Below are 17,172 nucleotides of genomic sequence, written 5' to 3' on the forward strand. Positions count from 1 at the left end.
AAAAAAAATAATATGTATAACAAAAAATTACTGTATTTTAAACGAGGTTTTAGTATAAGAATTAGATATTTAAAAGGAGTCGATATGAAAATTAGGAAAAATTTGTTAAAAATTTTAACATTGCTTATTTTATCAGGAAACATTATAAATGCGGGCTATATTAAAGAAAAAAATAAAATTTATTTCATTGACACAATGGAAGATTCTGAGAAAAAAGAAATTGTAAAAAATATTGATTTTAGGACTTTTAAAATTTTTGAAGAGAATGATAATTTTGCGAAAGACAAGGATAATGTTTACTATAAGAATAAAAAGCTGAAAAATGTAGATGTGAATTCTTTTCAAGTGGAAAAATTTTTAATAGCAAAGGATAAGAGTAGTGTGTTTTTTGTGACAAGAGATGAGGTTATAAAATTTAAAGGGTTTAGTCCAGAGAAAAGTGAGATTTTTTTACAACCTTTTATGCCAAGTATATTACGAAATAAAGATGGAATTTTTACTTTTGATAAATATGAAAACGGTGAAATCACATTAAAATCAATAAAAACTAAAGAAATGGATATAAACAGTTTAGAAATATTAAGAGATACATCGATAATTTTGTATTTAAAAGATAAAAATAATGTGTATTATGTTAATTATGTGGAAAGTAAAGATAATAATGATTATACCAAAGATGAAGAAAATTATGACGACAGAAAAAATATCGAAATTGATATAAAACAAATAATAGGAGCGGATAGTAATAGTTTTGAAATTATTGAAATTTATGGGAAAGATAAGAATAATATATACGCTTTTGGAAAAAAATTGCTAGGCATTAACCCTAAATCTTTCCAAATAATAAATAAAAATGGACTTCTTTTTAAAGATGATAAAGGTGTCTATTATCTTGGAAGAGAAGAAGCAAAAAAAATTCAGAATGCCGATATAAATAGCTTTGAAGAAGTATCGAAAGAATATTATCGAGATAAAAATAATGTTTATTATTATGATAATTATGATGGCGATGTAAAAAAAGTTAAAGGGGCAGATGCAAAAACTTTTGAAGCAATAGAAGGCTATGCATTAGGAAGAGATAAAAATGCTGTTTACGACAGAGGGAAGATGATAAAGGGCTTAGACCCTGTGACATTTGAAGATTTAAACGGAAATTTTTACAAAGATAAGAATGGAGTTTACTACGAAGGAATGCTAATGAAAGGAATTGATTCAAAATCTTTTGAGCCATTTGTAAATTATACACATGTAAAAGATAAAAATGGAATATATTCTTTTTATCAAAAAGAAAATGAAGTTGTTGTTGAAAAAGTTGAAATTTCTCCAGAAATTGATTTAAAAACTTTACAACCTATCGAAAATTATTCTGAATATTCAAAAGATAAAAATAACGTTTATTATCATTTTCAAAAAATAGAAGGTGCTGATATAAAAACTTTTGAACCTAAAGGGTATTCTATTGGAAAAGATAAAATGGGAGTATATTATGAAACTCGTAAAGTAAATGGAGTGGATGTAAATAGCTTTGAAGTTTTGAAAAATGATTTTTTTAAGGATAAAAATAATGTTTATTATAAAAATAAAAAGTTGGAAATATTCAAACCTAAAAACTTTGAAGTAATAGACTATTCTTTAGTAAAGCAAAATGAAGATTTGTACTATTTTACTGAAGATGAAAATAATAACACAAAATTTGTTCCATTAGAAAGTAAAAATGTCGATATTGATACTTTTCAAATTCTTGATGAAGATTATGCATAAGATTTGTAATAATGCCTATTACCAAAACAGGTAAGATTTTTAAGGAAGCAGATGTAAAAACTCTTCATAAACATTATGATGAAAATAATAACGGGTACAAAATGAAGGATAAGAAAAAAGTGTATAAAACAAAAGAATTAGACTAAATAAAATAGTTATATTTATAAAAATGATAATAATTCAAATATAAAATATAAAAAATTCACTAAAAAATTTCTGGATGTATTTATAACTTTGTAACTTTCATTATTCATGCATCCAGTCCTGACTCTTCTGATATGATGATAACATTTTGAATTAATTTCCCTAAAGTTTCGAGTAAATTTTAACTTTTTCATTTATTCTCCTTTATATTTTTTATTATCTTTGTTAAAAATAATTTCCCCCTTAACTTCTCCTGTTATTATTCTTGTATATGTTACAGTTATTACATCAATTTTATTTTGATTTTTAGTAAAAATATAATTACATTATCGTTATTATTTTTTATCTTTAATTTTTACTAATTTTTCTGAATTTCTGAGAGTCAATGTTGGAGATACAATAACTATTTTCTTACTTCTACTACTATTTTTCATTTCTTCAAGTAAAAGTTTTGCTATTTCCATTCCTGTTTCTTCTATGTCTCTATTTATTGCACTTATATTTATTCCTAATATTTCAAAATATTTATGATTGTCATAGGATACTATTGCTATGTCATCGGGTATTTTTAGATTTTTTTCTCTTATTGCCTGCAATGCTCCTAAAGTCATTTCATTATTACATATAAAGATTGCAGTTATTTCCTTATTTTTTTCAAGAATTTTTTTTGTGTTTTCATATCCGCTATCAAAGTGAAAATTCCCTTCATATATATTTTCTTCAGATATTTTTTTGTTTTTTTCCAACATTGCTTTTTTGTATCCTTCTAACCTATTTAATCCATTTGTTGTAGAAAAAGGTCCTGTAATTATCGCAATATTTTCATGTCCTGAATTAATTAATGCTTCTGTTGCTAAATAACCACCTTTTATATCATCAAAAAATACTCCCGTAAAAGTTTCATCAAAAATTTGTCTGTCAAATAAAACAAAAGGAATACCTGAATCAAGCAATACTTTTATATCCTTTTTTTTATGATGCTGAAGAGATATTGAAAGTATAATACCACTTGGTCTCTGTTCAATTACGTTTTGAAATACCTTTTTTTCTTTCTTTATATTTTCGTCAGTACTGTAAACAAGCATATGTAAATTATTTTTATCCATTATATTAGAAATTCCCTTTATTATATCTCCAAAATATGAATTTTGAATATCTGGTATAATTACAGCTACTGTATTTGACTTATTGCTAGATAAGGAACGGGCGATTCCATTTGGTATATAATTTACCTCTTCAATAATTTTTAATATTTTTTCTTTTGTTTCTTTACTAACATAACCATTATTTGAAATCACACGAGATACTGTTGATTTTGAAAATCCTGATAATTTAGCTATTTCTTCTATTTTCATTATATTACTTCCTTAAATCATAAATATTATTTTTTTATTTCAATCATTAATAAATGTTATATCATATTTTACCATTTAAATATTAAATATCAGTTTAGAATTTTTTATTTTTTGAATATAATAAAATTATTTTTTCGGTTTGTCGCAATATATTATAAAATCTATGATTAAAAAATATTTAATAATTGTAATCTATAAAAAGAACACGATTTAAAGATTAAAATTTAAAGCTTAAAAATCTATAAAATCGTGTTCCCTTATTTTGATATTTGTTATTTATACGTTATTTTATAATTCCTTTCTTTAAAATAACATTTGCATAAATAGCTTCTTCAGATGTAGCAATTATGGCGTATGCCTTTTTTGCTCTTTCATAAAATTCAAATCTTTCTACAAATTCAAAGTCTTTAAATTCTTCATGTTTTTCTAAAGTTTTTCTATAAACACTCCATACTTCAGGTTCTCCTACATACTCGCTTCCTGTTTTCATTAATGAAACTGCACTTTCTACATACGTATCAAGGGGAAATATTTCTAGTATTGATTCTAGAAGTTCTGCTACACCGCTTGCATCTGACCTGATAAGTCTTTGTGCATGACTTGCAGCAGGAAAGTTTCCATCTCCTATCACAATTTCATCTCCGTGTCCCATTTCACATAATATTTTAAGCAATTCTGGACTTAAATTTTTAGGTATATTTTTAAGCATTTTTTTACTCCTTCATTTAGATATTTTCTATTTACCTATTTTTTTATAAATTGGTCCAAAATTTTCACATGCTCTGTAATCAGCACCTTCTTCATTCATGTCTCCAAAACTTGCCCAAACTTTAGGACGGAATATTCTATCAGGATTTACATTGTGCATACATACTGGAATTCTAAGCATAGATGCTAATGTTATAAGTTCATCACCTATATGTCCATAAGATATTGCTCCGTGATTTGCTCCCCAGTTATTCATTACAGAATAAACATCTTTAAATGCTCCTTTACCTGTAAGTATAGGTGCAAACCAAGTTGTTGGCCAAGTTGGATTTGTTCTACTGTCAAGTGATTCATGAATATCTTTGTCTATGTCAATTGCATATCCTTCAGCAATTTGAAGTACAGGCCCTTGCCCTTTAACAAGATTTATTCTGCACATTGTAACAGGCATTTCTCCTTTTGTAAGGAAGCATGAAGAGAATCCTCCACCTCTGAAATAGTCATAATCTGCAGCAGGCCAGCTTGTAGATTTTAAAGCATTGTTAACTTCTTCTTCTGTAACTTCCCAGTATGGTTTCATAACTCGTTTACCATCTCTTATTTGATCTCCAGTTGCATCTAACGTAGCTGATCCTGAGTTAATTAAGTGAATTATTCCATTTTCAGCTTTTCCTGTCAATTTTTTACCTGTAACTCTTTCTACAGCTTCTGGACTCCAGTAAGTTCTAACATCTGCAAATATTTGCGCAGTTCCAGTCAAAAGATGTCCAAACAGCATAGATATTCCATTTAAAGCATCATTTTCAGTTGCAACTGTAAATGCTTGTCTTATTCCATTCCAGTCAAAAGATGAATTTAATATAGCCTCAGAAAAGTCACCATTAGGCATAAAATCTGTCCATTGTCTTTGTCCTTGGAAACCTGATACTATTGCATTATTTCCTTCAGATTCTTCAACAAATCCCATTTCAGCCAATTTAGGATTTCCAATCATCATATCTCTTATTATAAGAGTCATTTTCACAACTGTTTCCCATTCTTTATTTTTAACTTCCTCTGTTCTAGAAACTTTATTTATATCTAATCCTTCTTTACAATGCTCTTTGACCCATTTCAATGCTTTTTCATATTCTTCCTTATCGTAAATCTCATTTTGTATTCTTCTAGTAATTTCACTCATATCTTTGAATTCAGGACGAATTCCTAAGTAGTCCAAAAGAAATTCATTATTAACCATAGATCCTGCTATACCCATGGAAACTCCACCTACAGATAAGTAAGATTTATCCTTCATTGTTGCAACAGCCAATCCAGCTTTTGTGAATTTCAGTAATTTTTCTTTTACATCGTCAGGAATGGAATCATCAGATAAATCCTGTACATCGTGTCCATAAATTCCGAATGCAGGAAATCCTAGTTGTGCATGTCCTGCCAATGCTGCTGCAAGATAAACTGCTCCTGGTCTTTCTGTTCCATTAAATCCCCAAATTGCTTTTGGAATATCAGGTGTCATATCAATTGTTTCACTTCCATAGCACCAGCAAGGTGTAACAGTTATTGACAATCCTACATTCTGATCTTTAAATTTCTGATTGCATTTTGCTGCTTCAGAAAATCCTCCAATTGTTGTATCAGAAATCACGCATTCTACTGGTTCTCCACTAGGATGTCTTAATGTGGAAGAAATTAGTTCTGCAAGTTTTTTTGCCATTCCCATTGTTTTTTCTTCTAAAGATTCTCTAACTCCGTTTCTTCTTCCATCAATAACAGGTCGAATTCCTACTTTAGGAAGTTCTCCTCTTAATCTGTTCATTAGTATCACTCCTTAAATCTTTATTTATTTTCTTCCAAACGGAAACATCTTTTTAACAATATCTGCATTACCTATATTTTCTTTAGTTACAAGAATTGCTCCTGTGTCTATTCTTTTTTCAACTTTTTCACCTTTTGAAAGTTTATACAATTGTTGTACTGTTTGATATCCCATATTGTAAGGATCTTGTATAACTAGCCCTGAGATAACTCCTTTTTCAAGGAATTTAGCTAAATCTTCAGATGAGTCTATTCCTACTAGAGCTACTTTACCAGTTAGACCTTTTTCTTCTACTCCTTTAGCAACACCAAAAATAGAAGGTTCGTTTGTTCCATAAATTCCTGCAATATCTGGATTTGCATTAATAATATCAAGAGTTATTGCCAATGCTTTTGATTTATCCCCGTCACTAAATTGTGTATTTAATATTTTAATATCTGGATATTTTGCCAACGCTTCCCTAAATCCAGCTTCTCTTTCTATAGCTGTTGTTGTTCCAGGGTTATGAGATACTATTGCCACTTTACCTTTTCCGTTTATAAGTTTTGCTAGTTGTTCTCCAGCCATTGCTCCTGCAACTTTATTATCTGTCGCAATAAAACTTGATGTAATGTCACCTTTTACATTTGAATCAAATGTTACAACTGGTATTTTTGCATCCATAGCTTTTTTTGCTACTACTGCCAATGCATCTGGGTCAAGAGCTGCGATTCCTAACGCAGACACTTTTTTGTTAATTGCGTTTTCAACCATACCTACTTGTTTACCAATTTCAGTTTCTTTTTCAGGCCCGATAAAGTTTACTTCTACTCCTAATTCTTCTCCAGCTTTTTTAGCTCCTGCTTCTACTGATCTCCAAAATTCATGTTGATAACCTTTACTTACCAATTCAATTTTAATTTTGTCTCCAGAATTTGCAGCTTGTCCTGATCCAGCATCTTTTTTGTCTTCACTTTTTCCACAGCTAAGAACCGCTGCAAATACTACTAAAAATAATAATAACTTTTTCATAAGAAATCTCTCCTTTAAATTAAATTTATTTTTTATTTTTTAAACTATCTATATATACTGCCACAAGCACTACTACTCCTATGGCAAATTGTTGCCAGAATCCTGATACATTAAGCATATTAAGTCCATTTTTCAATGTACTCATTATAAAAGCTCCTAGTATTGTTCCTAAAATTGATCCTGAACCTCCCATAAGGCTTGCACCACCGATTACTACTGCAGCAACGGCATCCATTTCATATCCTGTTCCTTCAGTAGGTTGTGCTGAAATTAGTCTTGATGCAAGAAGGATTCCTGAAATAGCACATAGAAAACCACTTAATCCATATACAAATAATTTTACTTTATCTACATTTACTCCTGAAAGTTTTGAAGCGGCTTCGTTACTTCCAACTGCATAAGTATATTTTCCAATGACTGTTTTTTTAAGTATAAAAGAAAATATTGCTGTTATTATAATTAGATAAATTACTGGATTTGGAATACCTAATACTGTTCCACCTGATAATTTATCAAAACCATCGTTTAATCCTGAAACTGGAATTCCGTTTGTTATTGCCAATACAAGCCCTCTAGTAATCATCATTAAACCTAAAGTAGTTATAAATGGAGGTAAATTAGCTTTAGATACTAATAGTCCATTTATTATTCCACATGCTATACCACTTACTAATCCTAAAATTATTGCTAGAATTGTAGGAATTCCAGCTTTCATTGCCATTCCCATTATAACTCCTGAAAAGGCTACAATGGAACCTACTGATAAATCAATACCTCCTGTTATTATTACAAATGTCATTCCTATAGCTATAATTCCAATAATAGCAGTTTGTAAAGCGATTGTCATGAAATTTGTTATTGAAAAAAACTGACTGGATGTTATTGAGAAAAATATTATCATTATTATTAAACTGGCAAATGTAACTAATTGTTGCATTATTTTATTCTTTTTCATATTTATTTATTCCTCCTGTCGCAAAATATAGTATTCTTTCTTCTGTTGCATCTTTTATATCTATTATATTACCTATTTTCCCTTCATGCATAATCATTACTCTATCACTCATTCCAAGTATTTCAGGTAATTCAGATGAAATCATTATAATCCCTGCTCCTGTTTCAACTAGTTCATTCATAAGATTATAAACTTCTCTTTTCGCTCCTACATCTATTCCTCTAGTAGGCTCATCAAATATTACTATTTTCTTATTTTGACAAAGCCATCTTGCCAATATAACCTTTTGCTGATTTCCTCCACTCAGATTTTTTGTGAATTGTTCTTTTGATGGAGTTTTTATTTTCATTTTTTCTATGTATTTCTTTGTTATATTTTCAGATTTATCTTTGTTTAAGACTGATTTATCTGATACTAAATTTAAATTTGCAATCATAATATTGTCTTCTATTGATAAATTAAGAAAAAGTCCATCTTTTTTTCTGTCCTCTGTCAAATATGCGATACCTAACTTTATTGCTTCCTTAGGATTTTTTATATGTACCTCTTTCCCCTCCATGAAGACTTTTCCACCTGATTTTTCATAGGCTCCAAAAATAACTTTTGCCATTTCTGTTCTTCCAGATCCCATTAATCCTGCAACACCTAAAATTTCTCCTTTTTTAACTGAGAAATTTATTGCCTTTACATGTTTTTTATATGACAAATCTTCAACTTCTAGCAAAGCTTCACCAATTTCAACATTTCTTGCAGGATATTGTTCAGTTATATCTCTACCTACCATCAGTTTTATTAAATCATCATTCGTTGTATCCTTATAATTTACAGTGTCTATATATTTACCATCCCTCATTACTGTTGCTCTATCTGCAATTATTTTAAGTTCTTCCATCCTATGTGAAATATAAATTATACCTACACCATCCTTTTTAAGATTTTCAATGACTTCAAAAAGTTTTTCAATTTCCCTATCTGTAAGAGCTGCAGTCGGTTCATCCATAATCAATATTTTTGCATGTGTTGAAAGTGCTTTTGCTATTTCCACCATTTGTTGTTCCGCTACACTTAAATTCATTACCTTTTCTTCAGGTGATATTTTTAATCCTAGCTGATTCAGAATTTTTTGAGCTTCTTCATTTTGTTTAGCCTCATTTACAATCCCTTTCATTCCTTGGAATTCTCTTGTAATAAATATATTGTCTGCAACTGAAAGATGAGGCAGCAGGTTAAATTCCTGATAAATTATACTTATTCCATTTTCCTGCGCTTCTTTAGGATTTTTAAAATTTACACTTTTTCCATTGTAAATTATCTCACCTTCATCCTTTTGATATACTCCGGTAAGAACCTTCATTAATGTTGACTTCCCAGCACCGTTTTCTCCTAGAAAAGCATTTACTTCTCCAGCATACAAATCAATGTAAGCATGATCCAGAGCTTTTACTCCTGGAAAAGTTTTAACTATATTTTTCATTTCCAGTATTTTTTCAGCCATTTATTTTTCCTCCTTTCTTTTAGATTTATATTCTATTATTTCTACAGAATTTTTTACAATTTCTCTTCCTTCTTCTAAATTCTTAACAAGTCCAAGAGCGATAAACTGTGTTATTATATTTCCAAATGCTGATGCTTCTATTGGTCCTGCCTTAATTACTCTATTTGTTTCATCTGAAATTTCCTGACATAGGAATTTATCCTGTATTCCTCCTCCAATTGCTATAATTGAAGTAAATTCATTTCCAACCAGTTTTTCTAGTTCCTTTATACTCTTATTGTACTGTTTCTTTAAGCTGTTGTATGCTACTCTTAGTAAATCTTCATCTGTCTCTGGAACTTCTTGCCCAGTTTCCCTGCAATATTCTTTTATTTCAATGTCCATCTTTTCAGCGTGTAAAAATCTTTCATTTTCTAAATCAACAAATGAAATCAAGTTTGATTTCTTAGCCATATTTCCAAAATCTGAATAATCTATATCAAGATTTTTTTCATTAAATATTTTTTTCAGCTGCTGCAGTATCCACAAACCTGGTATCATTTTCAGCACTCTTGCTTTTTTTTCTATTCCGCCTTCATTTACAATATTATTTTTAAAAGCTTCTTCATTTACAACGGGAACATCTGATTCAAAACCAATTATTGACCATGTTCCGTTTATTACATATAAAGAATTTTCTACTAACGGTGCTCCTGCTATTGCGGCTGCTGAATCATGAGATGAAGTCAAGATTACATTCAAAGGTTTTATTCCTAGTTCTTTCTGAATAGTTTCCTTCAATGGTGCAAGAACTTGACCTCCATGTTCTATATCTCCAACAATGCTTTCAGGAATATCCAACTTTTCAAATATTTTTTTGCTCCATTTCTTATTATCAATATTTACCATTCCGCTAGTGGAACTGATTGTATATTCCCATGATTTTTTTCCTGTAAGAAAATATGCAAATAAATTTGGCATAAATTGAAGCTGTTTTGCTCCTTTTTCAAGAACTTTTCTTTTATGTATATCATAAAATATTTGATAAATTGAATTAAAAGAATAAAACTGCACTCCTGTTTCATTAAATATTTCTTCAAGAGAAACTTTACTGTGAACTTCTTCAAAAACTTCTTCCGTTCTCGCATCTCTATAACATATAGGAAGCGACAATAATTCTCCTCTTTCATCAATCCATCCGTAATCTACTCCCCAAGTATCTACACCTAATCCTAGAACCTCTATATTTTCGTTATTAACAATACTTTCTTTTGCAAATACTTTTTTTAAACCTTCTTTTAATTCATTATACAAATAAGGAAAATCCCAATATTCATATTGATTTAATTTAACAGAGCAATTTTTAAATCTGTGCATTTCCTTCAATTCTATTTTCTTAGTATCCTCATTTAAAATACCCAAAACCAATCTTCCTGACGAAGCTCCGTAATCAAATGCCAGAACTGCTTTTTTTCCCAATGCAATCACCTACTTTATAGATTTTATTTGTCCGTATGTTTTAAATCTCTCAAGCATGCTGTTCATTTCGTTATCAGGTAATATAATAGGTTCTCCTATATTTCTCGCCTTTATATACAAATTAGAGATATACTCTACCTGAACTGTTATATTGAAAGCATTTGCTATATCTTTTCCAGCTGTTGTCAATCCATGGTTTGCGAGTATTACTGCAAGACTGCTTCCCATTGCCTTATAGGCATTTTCAGCCAGTTCCTTTGTTCCATACGAAGCATATTCTGCACATCTTACTTTTGTTGCTCCTGTAACAGCAATCATATAATCAATTGCTGGTAAATCTTCTCTTAAGCATGCCAATACTGTTGTATACACTGGATGGGTATGTATAACGGCATTTACATCTTCACGGTTTCTATACAAAATCATGTGCATTTCCAATTCGCTTGACGGTTTTAAACCTTCAATAAGCTTTCCGTTCAAATCAACGACCGAAATCATTTCTGGAGTTAATTCTGAATAGTTCACTCCAGTAGGACTTATTGCAACTAAGCCTTTTTTCCTGTTAAAAATACTTACATTGCCTGCTGTCCCATTTGTCAGCCCTTCACTTAATAATTTAAGAGAACATTCAATTACCTGTTCTCTTTCTTTTTCAAGAATCATAATTTTCTCCTCCTATCTATGGGAACGTTCCCTTTATATATTTCAGTTACATAACTGATGATTATTATAATCTATTGGATTTAAGTATATGAGAACGTTCCTATATATATCTTACTAGTAATATAACCTATTTTTTAAAAAAGTCAATACCCTTTCTCACTTTTTTTTAATAAAAAATGATGTTTTGATTTAATTTTCTAAACATCACTTTTTTATATTTAATTATTTGTGCTTAAATTTCCGCTTTATTTCTATCTCCGTCAATATAAGTTGCCACTTTTGGGTATAAAAAAAGCAACTGTTCCTTATTTTGAATTTGGGTATCCCAATGCCCAAATTACATATCAAGCAGGTTTAGAGCAGTGAATAGCGATGAACTTATTAGACTTCTAGTTATTATGTATATTATTTACAGATTAACTAGATAGTCGAAAAATCTCGAATTTCACATCTGCCTCTACCTTTAGGGGATTTGAACTATTCAACTTATTTAAATTATAAATTAATAAAATTAACAATTTTCTAAAATCCAAACAAATCCTTTTCCAGTTCGTATATCTGAATCATTAAAATGATTTCCCTCATTCCATTCCAAAATACTTTTTTCAATTCCAGAATTTTTCAATATTTCAGAATACTCCCTTATATTGTCACCAATTTTAGCTAATATTTTATGTTTAGAAGTTTCTTCCAGTTTTCCAAGGCTCAGATATACATTATTTGCCTTTAGTTCAGCATTTCTTACAAAATCTATCCAGCCCTCATACCACACAGAAGGAGAAACGCCTGCTACTCCATAAAAAGTATTAGTTTCATAACCACTCCACAGAGAAAATAATCCAGCAAGAGAATATCCGCCTAAAATATATTTCACACTCTTATCTTGAATATCCATAAATTCTACCAAACTTGGAATTAATTTTTCCTTTATAAACTTCAACGTTTTATCGGCTCCATTTCCAAAGTTTCCTTTTCCACGAAGAAGTGGCATCTCCCACGGAGTCAGTTCGCTGTTCCAGTCATTTATTTTAAATGCAACAAGACTAAAATTTTTATTTGTATTTTCAGAAATATATTTAACCTCATTATCTAGAACTTTGATATCATTTTCGTCTACAGGCTGTATTAAAATGTAGTCTGGGTTTTTGTTTTCTTTTATATACAAAATACACTCTTTTTCTTCTATTCTTAAATTTAATTTTTTCATAACAGCTCCTTTTTAATATTTTTTGAATATTAAATCTATTTCAAATAAATTTTGATTAATATACTTAATTATAGCATATATTTAAGAAATTTTATTTAAATTTCTCTATGATATTATTATAGTTTTTTTCTTTAAGTACATATATTTAATTTTTTTCGAAATTGTAGTAAAATAAATTATACAGTAAAAATTTTGTTTATTTTATGACTTTAGATTTGTTATACAATAAAAAATAAAATAACAGATAATATAAGATGGAGGTTAATTTTATGAATGGTGAAATAGCGCAAATATGTAATATTGTTCTGGCTACTAAAAGTGCTTTAAAAAAAAGAAGCAGAATTAAATATAAACCTGTATATTACGAAAAAAGCTACTTTCATATTTTTAATAATAAAAAATATAAGGCTAAAAGTATTGAAGAATGGTTTGATTATTGTATTGATAGAGGATTACAAAATATTAAGTTCTTAATTCCTCTACCTATAAAAGATAGTGATTCTCTTAATTTTACTAATATAAGTCAAGCTAGTATAGTTTGCTTTTTTGACAATAAATTAGTTACTTATTTTACTCCAAAATGGGAAGATTACAATAATGAATGGTATATTATTTACACAGAACATGAATGGAAACTTCCTCTAAAATCAAAACCTAAATTTTATGATAATACCGAAAATTTTAAAGAGGTATTGAATAGAATAGCTATTTTAGCTGATAAAATTAATTTTCCAAATTTTGGAAATATCTTTAGAAAAGCTTTTAGCATTTTAAATGGTGAAAGTTTTGAAAATATAAGAAATACTTTTTATGGAGAAACTCTTTTCAAAATACCCAAAATAAATGCAAGACTTTTTTATTCAGCCAAAATTTCTAATGTTTTTGGTGGAATGGGATCCTGGAATGACAGCCCTCCTTATTATACACATAAAAAAGGGCTTGAAATTGAATACGATAACCTTTCGGAAGAGCTTTTAACACAAATTAGGCTTGCTCTTTTATATTATGTAAATGAATGGTAAATCTATAATAAAAATTTACACTATAAATTTGATGCCGTAATTAGTATTACAATTTATGTAATTACATTACAATTTAAAATATTATCATTTATTTTTCAAAAATTTACAAAGGCAATATTTTTTGATATAATAAAATTATAAAAAAACAGAGATTTAGAAAGGGATGAGGGAAAAATGGAATTGCTTAAAATTAACGAGTTTATAAAAGAAAATGTTGATAAAATTTATGATGAAATGGTAAAGATTAGACGAACTATTCACGAAAATCCTGAACTTGGGGATGAAGAAATTGAAACGAGCAAATTAATAAAGAAATTTTTGGAAGAAAATGGGATTGAATTTTTTGAAATTATAAATACTGGAGTGGTTGCGACAATTTATAATGATAAGGAAAATATGGAAAACAAGACAGTTGCGACTCGTGCGGATATTGATGCATTGCCAATTTTTGAAGAAAATGAAGTTGAATACAAATCAAAAAACATTGGTAAAATGCATGCTTGCGGACATGATGCACATACAACTATCCAGCTTGGAGTAGCAAAGATTTTGGCAGATAACAAGGATAAATGGCATGGAACTGTGAGATTTTTCTTTCAGCCAGCAGAAGAAACAACTGGTGGTGCTGATAGAATGATAAAAAATGGAGCATTAAAATTTGAAAATGATACAATTCGAAAAATAGATGCCTTTTTTGCATTACACATGGCTCCAGAAATAGAACTTGGAAAAATTGGGATAAAGTATGGAAAAGCACACGCTTCATCAGCAAGAATACACCTTACAATAAATGGTACTTCTGCTCACGCCGCATTGCCTCACAAAGGAATTGACGCAATCTTAATTGGAGCAAAAGTTATGGAATTCTTGCAGTCAATAGTTAGCAGAAGAATTGATCCAAGAGAAGAATCTGTAATTACAATCGGAGCATTCAATGGAGGCTTTGCTGATAATGTAGTCTGCGATAAAGTGGAAATGAAAGGAACTGCAAGAACAATGTCCGAAGAAACAAGAACATTTATAATCGAAACACTTGAAAAAGACCTGCCTAAATTTGTAGAATCACTAGGCGGAACAATAAATGTTGATATTAAGCGTGGCTATGCTCCTGTAATTAACAACGAAAAAATGACAAAAAAAGTAGAAAATAATATTGTCGACTTATACGGTGAAAATGCTCTGGAATTAATAAAACAGCCTAGAATGGATGTTGAAGATGTTAGTTATTTTCTAAATGAAACCCCTGGATGTTTTTTCAGACTAGGAACAAGAGTGGAAGAAAAAGGCTTAATTTACGATTTGCATCATCCAAAATTTAATATTGATGAGGAAAGTTTAAAAATAGGAATGGGGTTGCAATTGAAAAATATTTTAGAATATTTGAAATAAAAAAGGAATGAGATGAATAAAATAAAAAATAATTATAAAATTGGACAAAAACTGGAAATTGAGATAGAAAAAATAGTATTTGGTGGGGAAGGACTTGGGAGAATTGATGGATTTGCAGTATTTGTACCGATGAGTGTGCCAGGAGATAAATTGGAAGTGGAAATTATTTCGGTGAAAAAGTCGTATGCAAGAGGGCTTATAACTAGGATAATTGAACCATCAAAGGACAGGATTGAGGATTTGTCCAAAATTAGTTTTGAGGATTTTGATGGCTGTGATTTTGGAATGCTTAAATACGAGAAACAGCTTGAATATAAGGATAAAATGCTTGAAGAAGTGTTGACAAAGATTGCTGAAATTGATTTGGAAAAGATAAAAATTAGTAAAATTATTGGAAGTGATAAAAAAATTAATTATAGAAACAAGACAGCTGAACCTTTTTTCAAAAAGAATGGGATTATTCAGACAGGATTTTATTCAAGAAAGTCCCACAATGTATTTTCGGCTAAAGAAAGTCTTCTAAAGTCAGAAATTGCCAAAATAATTATTGATAAATTTTTGCAGAAAATAAATAGTTTTGCAGGTACAAAAAAGGAATTTAAAGTTTTTAATGAAGTGAACAATACTGGATTTTTGAAGCAGATAATGATTAGAAATAATGAAAAAGATGAAGTTATGATAGTTGTTGTCGTAAATAAAAATTCGCAGTATAATCAGCTTTCAAAAGTACTGGAAGAAATGTATGATGAAAATGACTGCATAAAATCAATCTATATTTCTGTAAAAACTGAACAGAATAACGTAATTTTAGGTAAAAATGTCCATTTATTTGGAAGCCAGTATTTGGAAGAGGAAATGGAAGGATTAAAATTCAAGATTTATCCAAATTCATTTTTCCAAATTAATAAAAAACAGGCACTAAAACTTTACGATGCTGCAATAAACTTTTTGAATGAAGAAAATAAAAATATTGATAAAATCTACGAAAAAACAGTAATTGACGCATTTTCTGGAACAGGAACAATCGCAATGATGCTTTCAAAAAATATAAAGAAGGTTATTGGAATTGAAAGTGTAGAAAGTTCAACACTCGCTGCAAAACTGACTTCTTGTGAAAACTCCATTCAAAATGTAGAATTTGTAAATGGAAAAGTGGAGAAGGAACTGCCAAAAATTTTGAAGAGAGAAAATGTCGGAGCAATAGTTTTTGACCCACCAAGACGAGGAATCGAAGAATCAGCATTAAAGAGTGTTATACAGAATAAAATCGAAAAAATTGTCTATATTTCCTGCAATCCTGCCACTTTTGCACGAGATGTGAAGATTTTAGCTGAAAATGGGTATTTATTAACGAAAGTTACTCCTGTGGATATGTTCCCGCAGACTGGGCATATTGAAGTAGTGGGATTATTGGAAAAATACGATATTTAAAGGGATTTTTGAAATTTTTAATTAAAAAATTGAGATATTTAGAAAAAGTGCGAAACTTATTAATAAATTATTTATAAACTTTATTAAAAATCAAGAAAAGGAAGTTGATATTTATGAAAATATACACAAAATATGGTGATGAAGGTTTTACAAGACTTTATGGAGGACAAAGAGTCAGCAAGACTCATGTTAGAGTAGAAGCATATGGAACGATGGATGAAGTTTGTTCATTACTTGGAGTAATTATTGCTGAAATTCGTGAAGATGAAAAGCTGAATGATGTACTTGGAAAGATACGTGAAGAATGTGAAAATATACAGCAGCAGCTTTTTGACTGTGGAAGTGACCTTGCGACTCCTGATGGATTGCGAGAATATAAGCAAACAATTAATGATGTGAAATGGCTTGAGGAAAGAATGGATGAATATATTCCACAATTGCCTAAATTAGAATGTTTTGTAATTCCTGGAGGAAGCAGAATGTCAAGCATGTTTCATCTTATGAGGACAAGCACTCGTAGCTTGGAACGAAAAATGATTGCTGTAATTGAAGCAAATGAAGGAATAAATAAAGTTGGACTTCAATATATCAATAGACTTTCTGACTATTTCTTTGTAGTAGCATGCCTTACAAATCTAAAATTAGGAAATAACGAAACTATCTATAAAAGAAGTGCAAAAATTTTTAGAAATAGCAAATAGTGTGTATTTAAATTAGAATTTTAAAATTTCTAGAATAATTTTTTTAATATCATAATAAG

Annotated in this window: 15 protein-coding genes; 6 read left to right on the forward strand and 9 right to left on the reverse strand. The window is 29.4% G+C overall.

The features are described 5' to 3' along the window. Positions 1-84: 84 nt before the first annotated feature. A complete protein-coding gene (locus FVE75_RS06875; protein ID WP_172618794.1) occupies positions 85-1,761 on the forward strand; it encodes a DKNYY domain-containing protein in 1,677 nt (558 codons plus the stop codon). 11 nt (positions 1,762-1,772) lie between these two features. Beyond that, on the forward strand, positions 1,773-1,907 hold the full coding sequence (locus FVE75_RS11720) for a hypothetical protein (RefSeq protein WP_269472150.1): 135 nt from the start codon (positions 1,773-1,775) through the stop codon (positions 1,905-1,907). Positions 1,908-2,240: 333 nt separating this feature from the next. Here FVE75_RS11720 and FVE75_RS06880 read toward each other — a convergent pair whose 3' ends face one another. The 9 genes from FVE75_RS06880 to FVE75_RS06920 form a co-directional block, all read right to left on the reverse strand. Then, positions 2,241-3,260 (reverse strand): LacI family DNA-binding transcriptional regulator, encoded by a 1,020-nt coding sequence (locus FVE75_RS06880; RefSeq protein WP_147005823.1) that lies wholly within the window; start codon positions 3,258-3,260, stop codon positions 2,241-2,243. A gap of 283 nt (positions 3,261-3,543) precedes the next feature. Continuing rightward, positions 3,544-3,969, reverse strand: coding sequence for an RbsD/FucU family protein (locus FVE75_RS06885; protein ID WP_147005824.1), 426 nt, complete (start codon positions 3,967-3,969; stop codon positions 3,544-3,546). 27 nt (positions 3,970-3,996) lie between these two features. After that, complete coding sequence (locus FVE75_RS06890; protein ID WP_147005825.1) at positions 3,997-5,781, reverse strand: L-fucose isomerase; 1,785 nt, start codon at positions 5,779-5,781, stop codon at positions 3,997-3,999. Positions 5,782-5,805: 24 nt separating this feature from the next. Next, a complete protein-coding gene (locus FVE75_RS06895) occupies positions 5,806-6,792 on the reverse strand; it encodes an ABC transporter substrate-binding protein (RefSeq protein WP_147005826.1) in 987 nt (328 codons plus the stop codon). 25 nt (positions 6,793-6,817) lie between these two features. After that, positions 6,818-7,747 carry an ABC transporter permease gene (locus FVE75_RS06900; RefSeq protein ID WP_147005827.1) on the reverse strand — a complete coding sequence of 310 codons (930 nt, stop codon included), beginning with the start codon at positions 7,745-7,747 and terminating at the stop codon, positions 6,818-6,820. Then, positions 7,734-9,242, reverse strand: a complete 1,509-nt coding sequence (locus FVE75_RS06905) for a sugar ABC transporter ATP-binding protein (protein WP_147005828.1) — start codon at positions 9,240-9,242, stop codon at positions 7,734-7,736. Before FVE75_RS06905 ends, FVE75_RS06900 begins: the two co-directional genes overlap by 14 nt. Further along, on the reverse strand, positions 9,243-10,700 hold the full coding sequence (locus FVE75_RS06910; protein WP_172618795.1) for a rhamnulokinase: 1,458 nt from the start codon (positions 10,698-10,700) through the stop codon (positions 9,243-9,245). Between the two features lie 9 nt (positions 10,701-10,709). Further along, a complete protein-coding gene (locus tag FVE75_RS06915; protein ID WP_147005830.1) occupies positions 10,710-11,363 on the reverse strand; it encodes an L-fuculose-phosphate aldolase in 654 nt (217 codons plus the stop codon). A gap of 511 nt (positions 11,364-11,874) precedes the next feature. After that, positions 11,875-12,570: an alpha/beta hydrolase-fold protein gene (locus tag FVE75_RS06920; protein WP_147005831.1), complete on the reverse strand. Its 696-nt coding sequence runs from the start codon at positions 12,568-12,570 to the stop codon at positions 11,875-11,877. A gap of 269 nt (positions 12,571-12,839) precedes the next feature. Between FVE75_RS06920 and FVE75_RS06925 the strand changes: the two genes are divergently transcribed. The 4 genes from FVE75_RS06925 (at position 12,840) to FVE75_RS06940 (ending at position 17,113) form a co-directional block, all read left to right on the forward strand. Then, positions 12,840-13,592: an RNA polymerase subunit sigma gene (locus tag FVE75_RS06925; protein WP_147005832.1), complete on the forward strand. Its 753-nt coding sequence runs from the start codon at positions 12,840-12,842 to the stop codon at positions 13,590-13,592. Positions 13,593-13,766: 174 nt separating this feature from the next. Next, positions 13,767-14,981, forward strand: a complete 1,215-nt coding sequence (locus FVE75_RS06930; protein WP_147005833.1) for a M20 metallopeptidase family protein — start codon at positions 13,767-13,769, stop codon at positions 14,979-14,981. A 12-nt stretch (positions 14,982-14,993) separates the two neighbouring features. Beyond that, positions 14,994-16,412: a 23S rRNA (uracil(1939)-C(5))-methyltransferase RlmD gene (gene rlmD / locus FVE75_RS06935; RefSeq protein ID WP_147005834.1), complete on the forward strand. Its 1,419-nt coding sequence runs from the start codon at positions 14,994-14,996 to the stop codon at positions 16,410-16,412. Positions 16,413-16,525: 113 nt separating this feature from the next. After that, positions 16,526-17,113 (forward strand): cob(I)yrinic acid a,c-diamide adenosyltransferase, encoded by a 588-nt coding sequence (locus FVE75_RS06940; protein ID WP_147005835.1) that lies wholly within the window; start codon positions 16,526-16,528, stop codon positions 17,111-17,113. Positions 17,114-17,172: the final 59 nt, after the last annotated feature.

The organism is Leptotrichia hongkongensis, assembly GCF_007990635.1.
Taxonomy (GTDB): Bacteria; Fusobacteriota; Fusobacteriia; order Fusobacteriales; family Leptotrichiaceae; genus Leptotrichia; species Leptotrichia hongkongensis.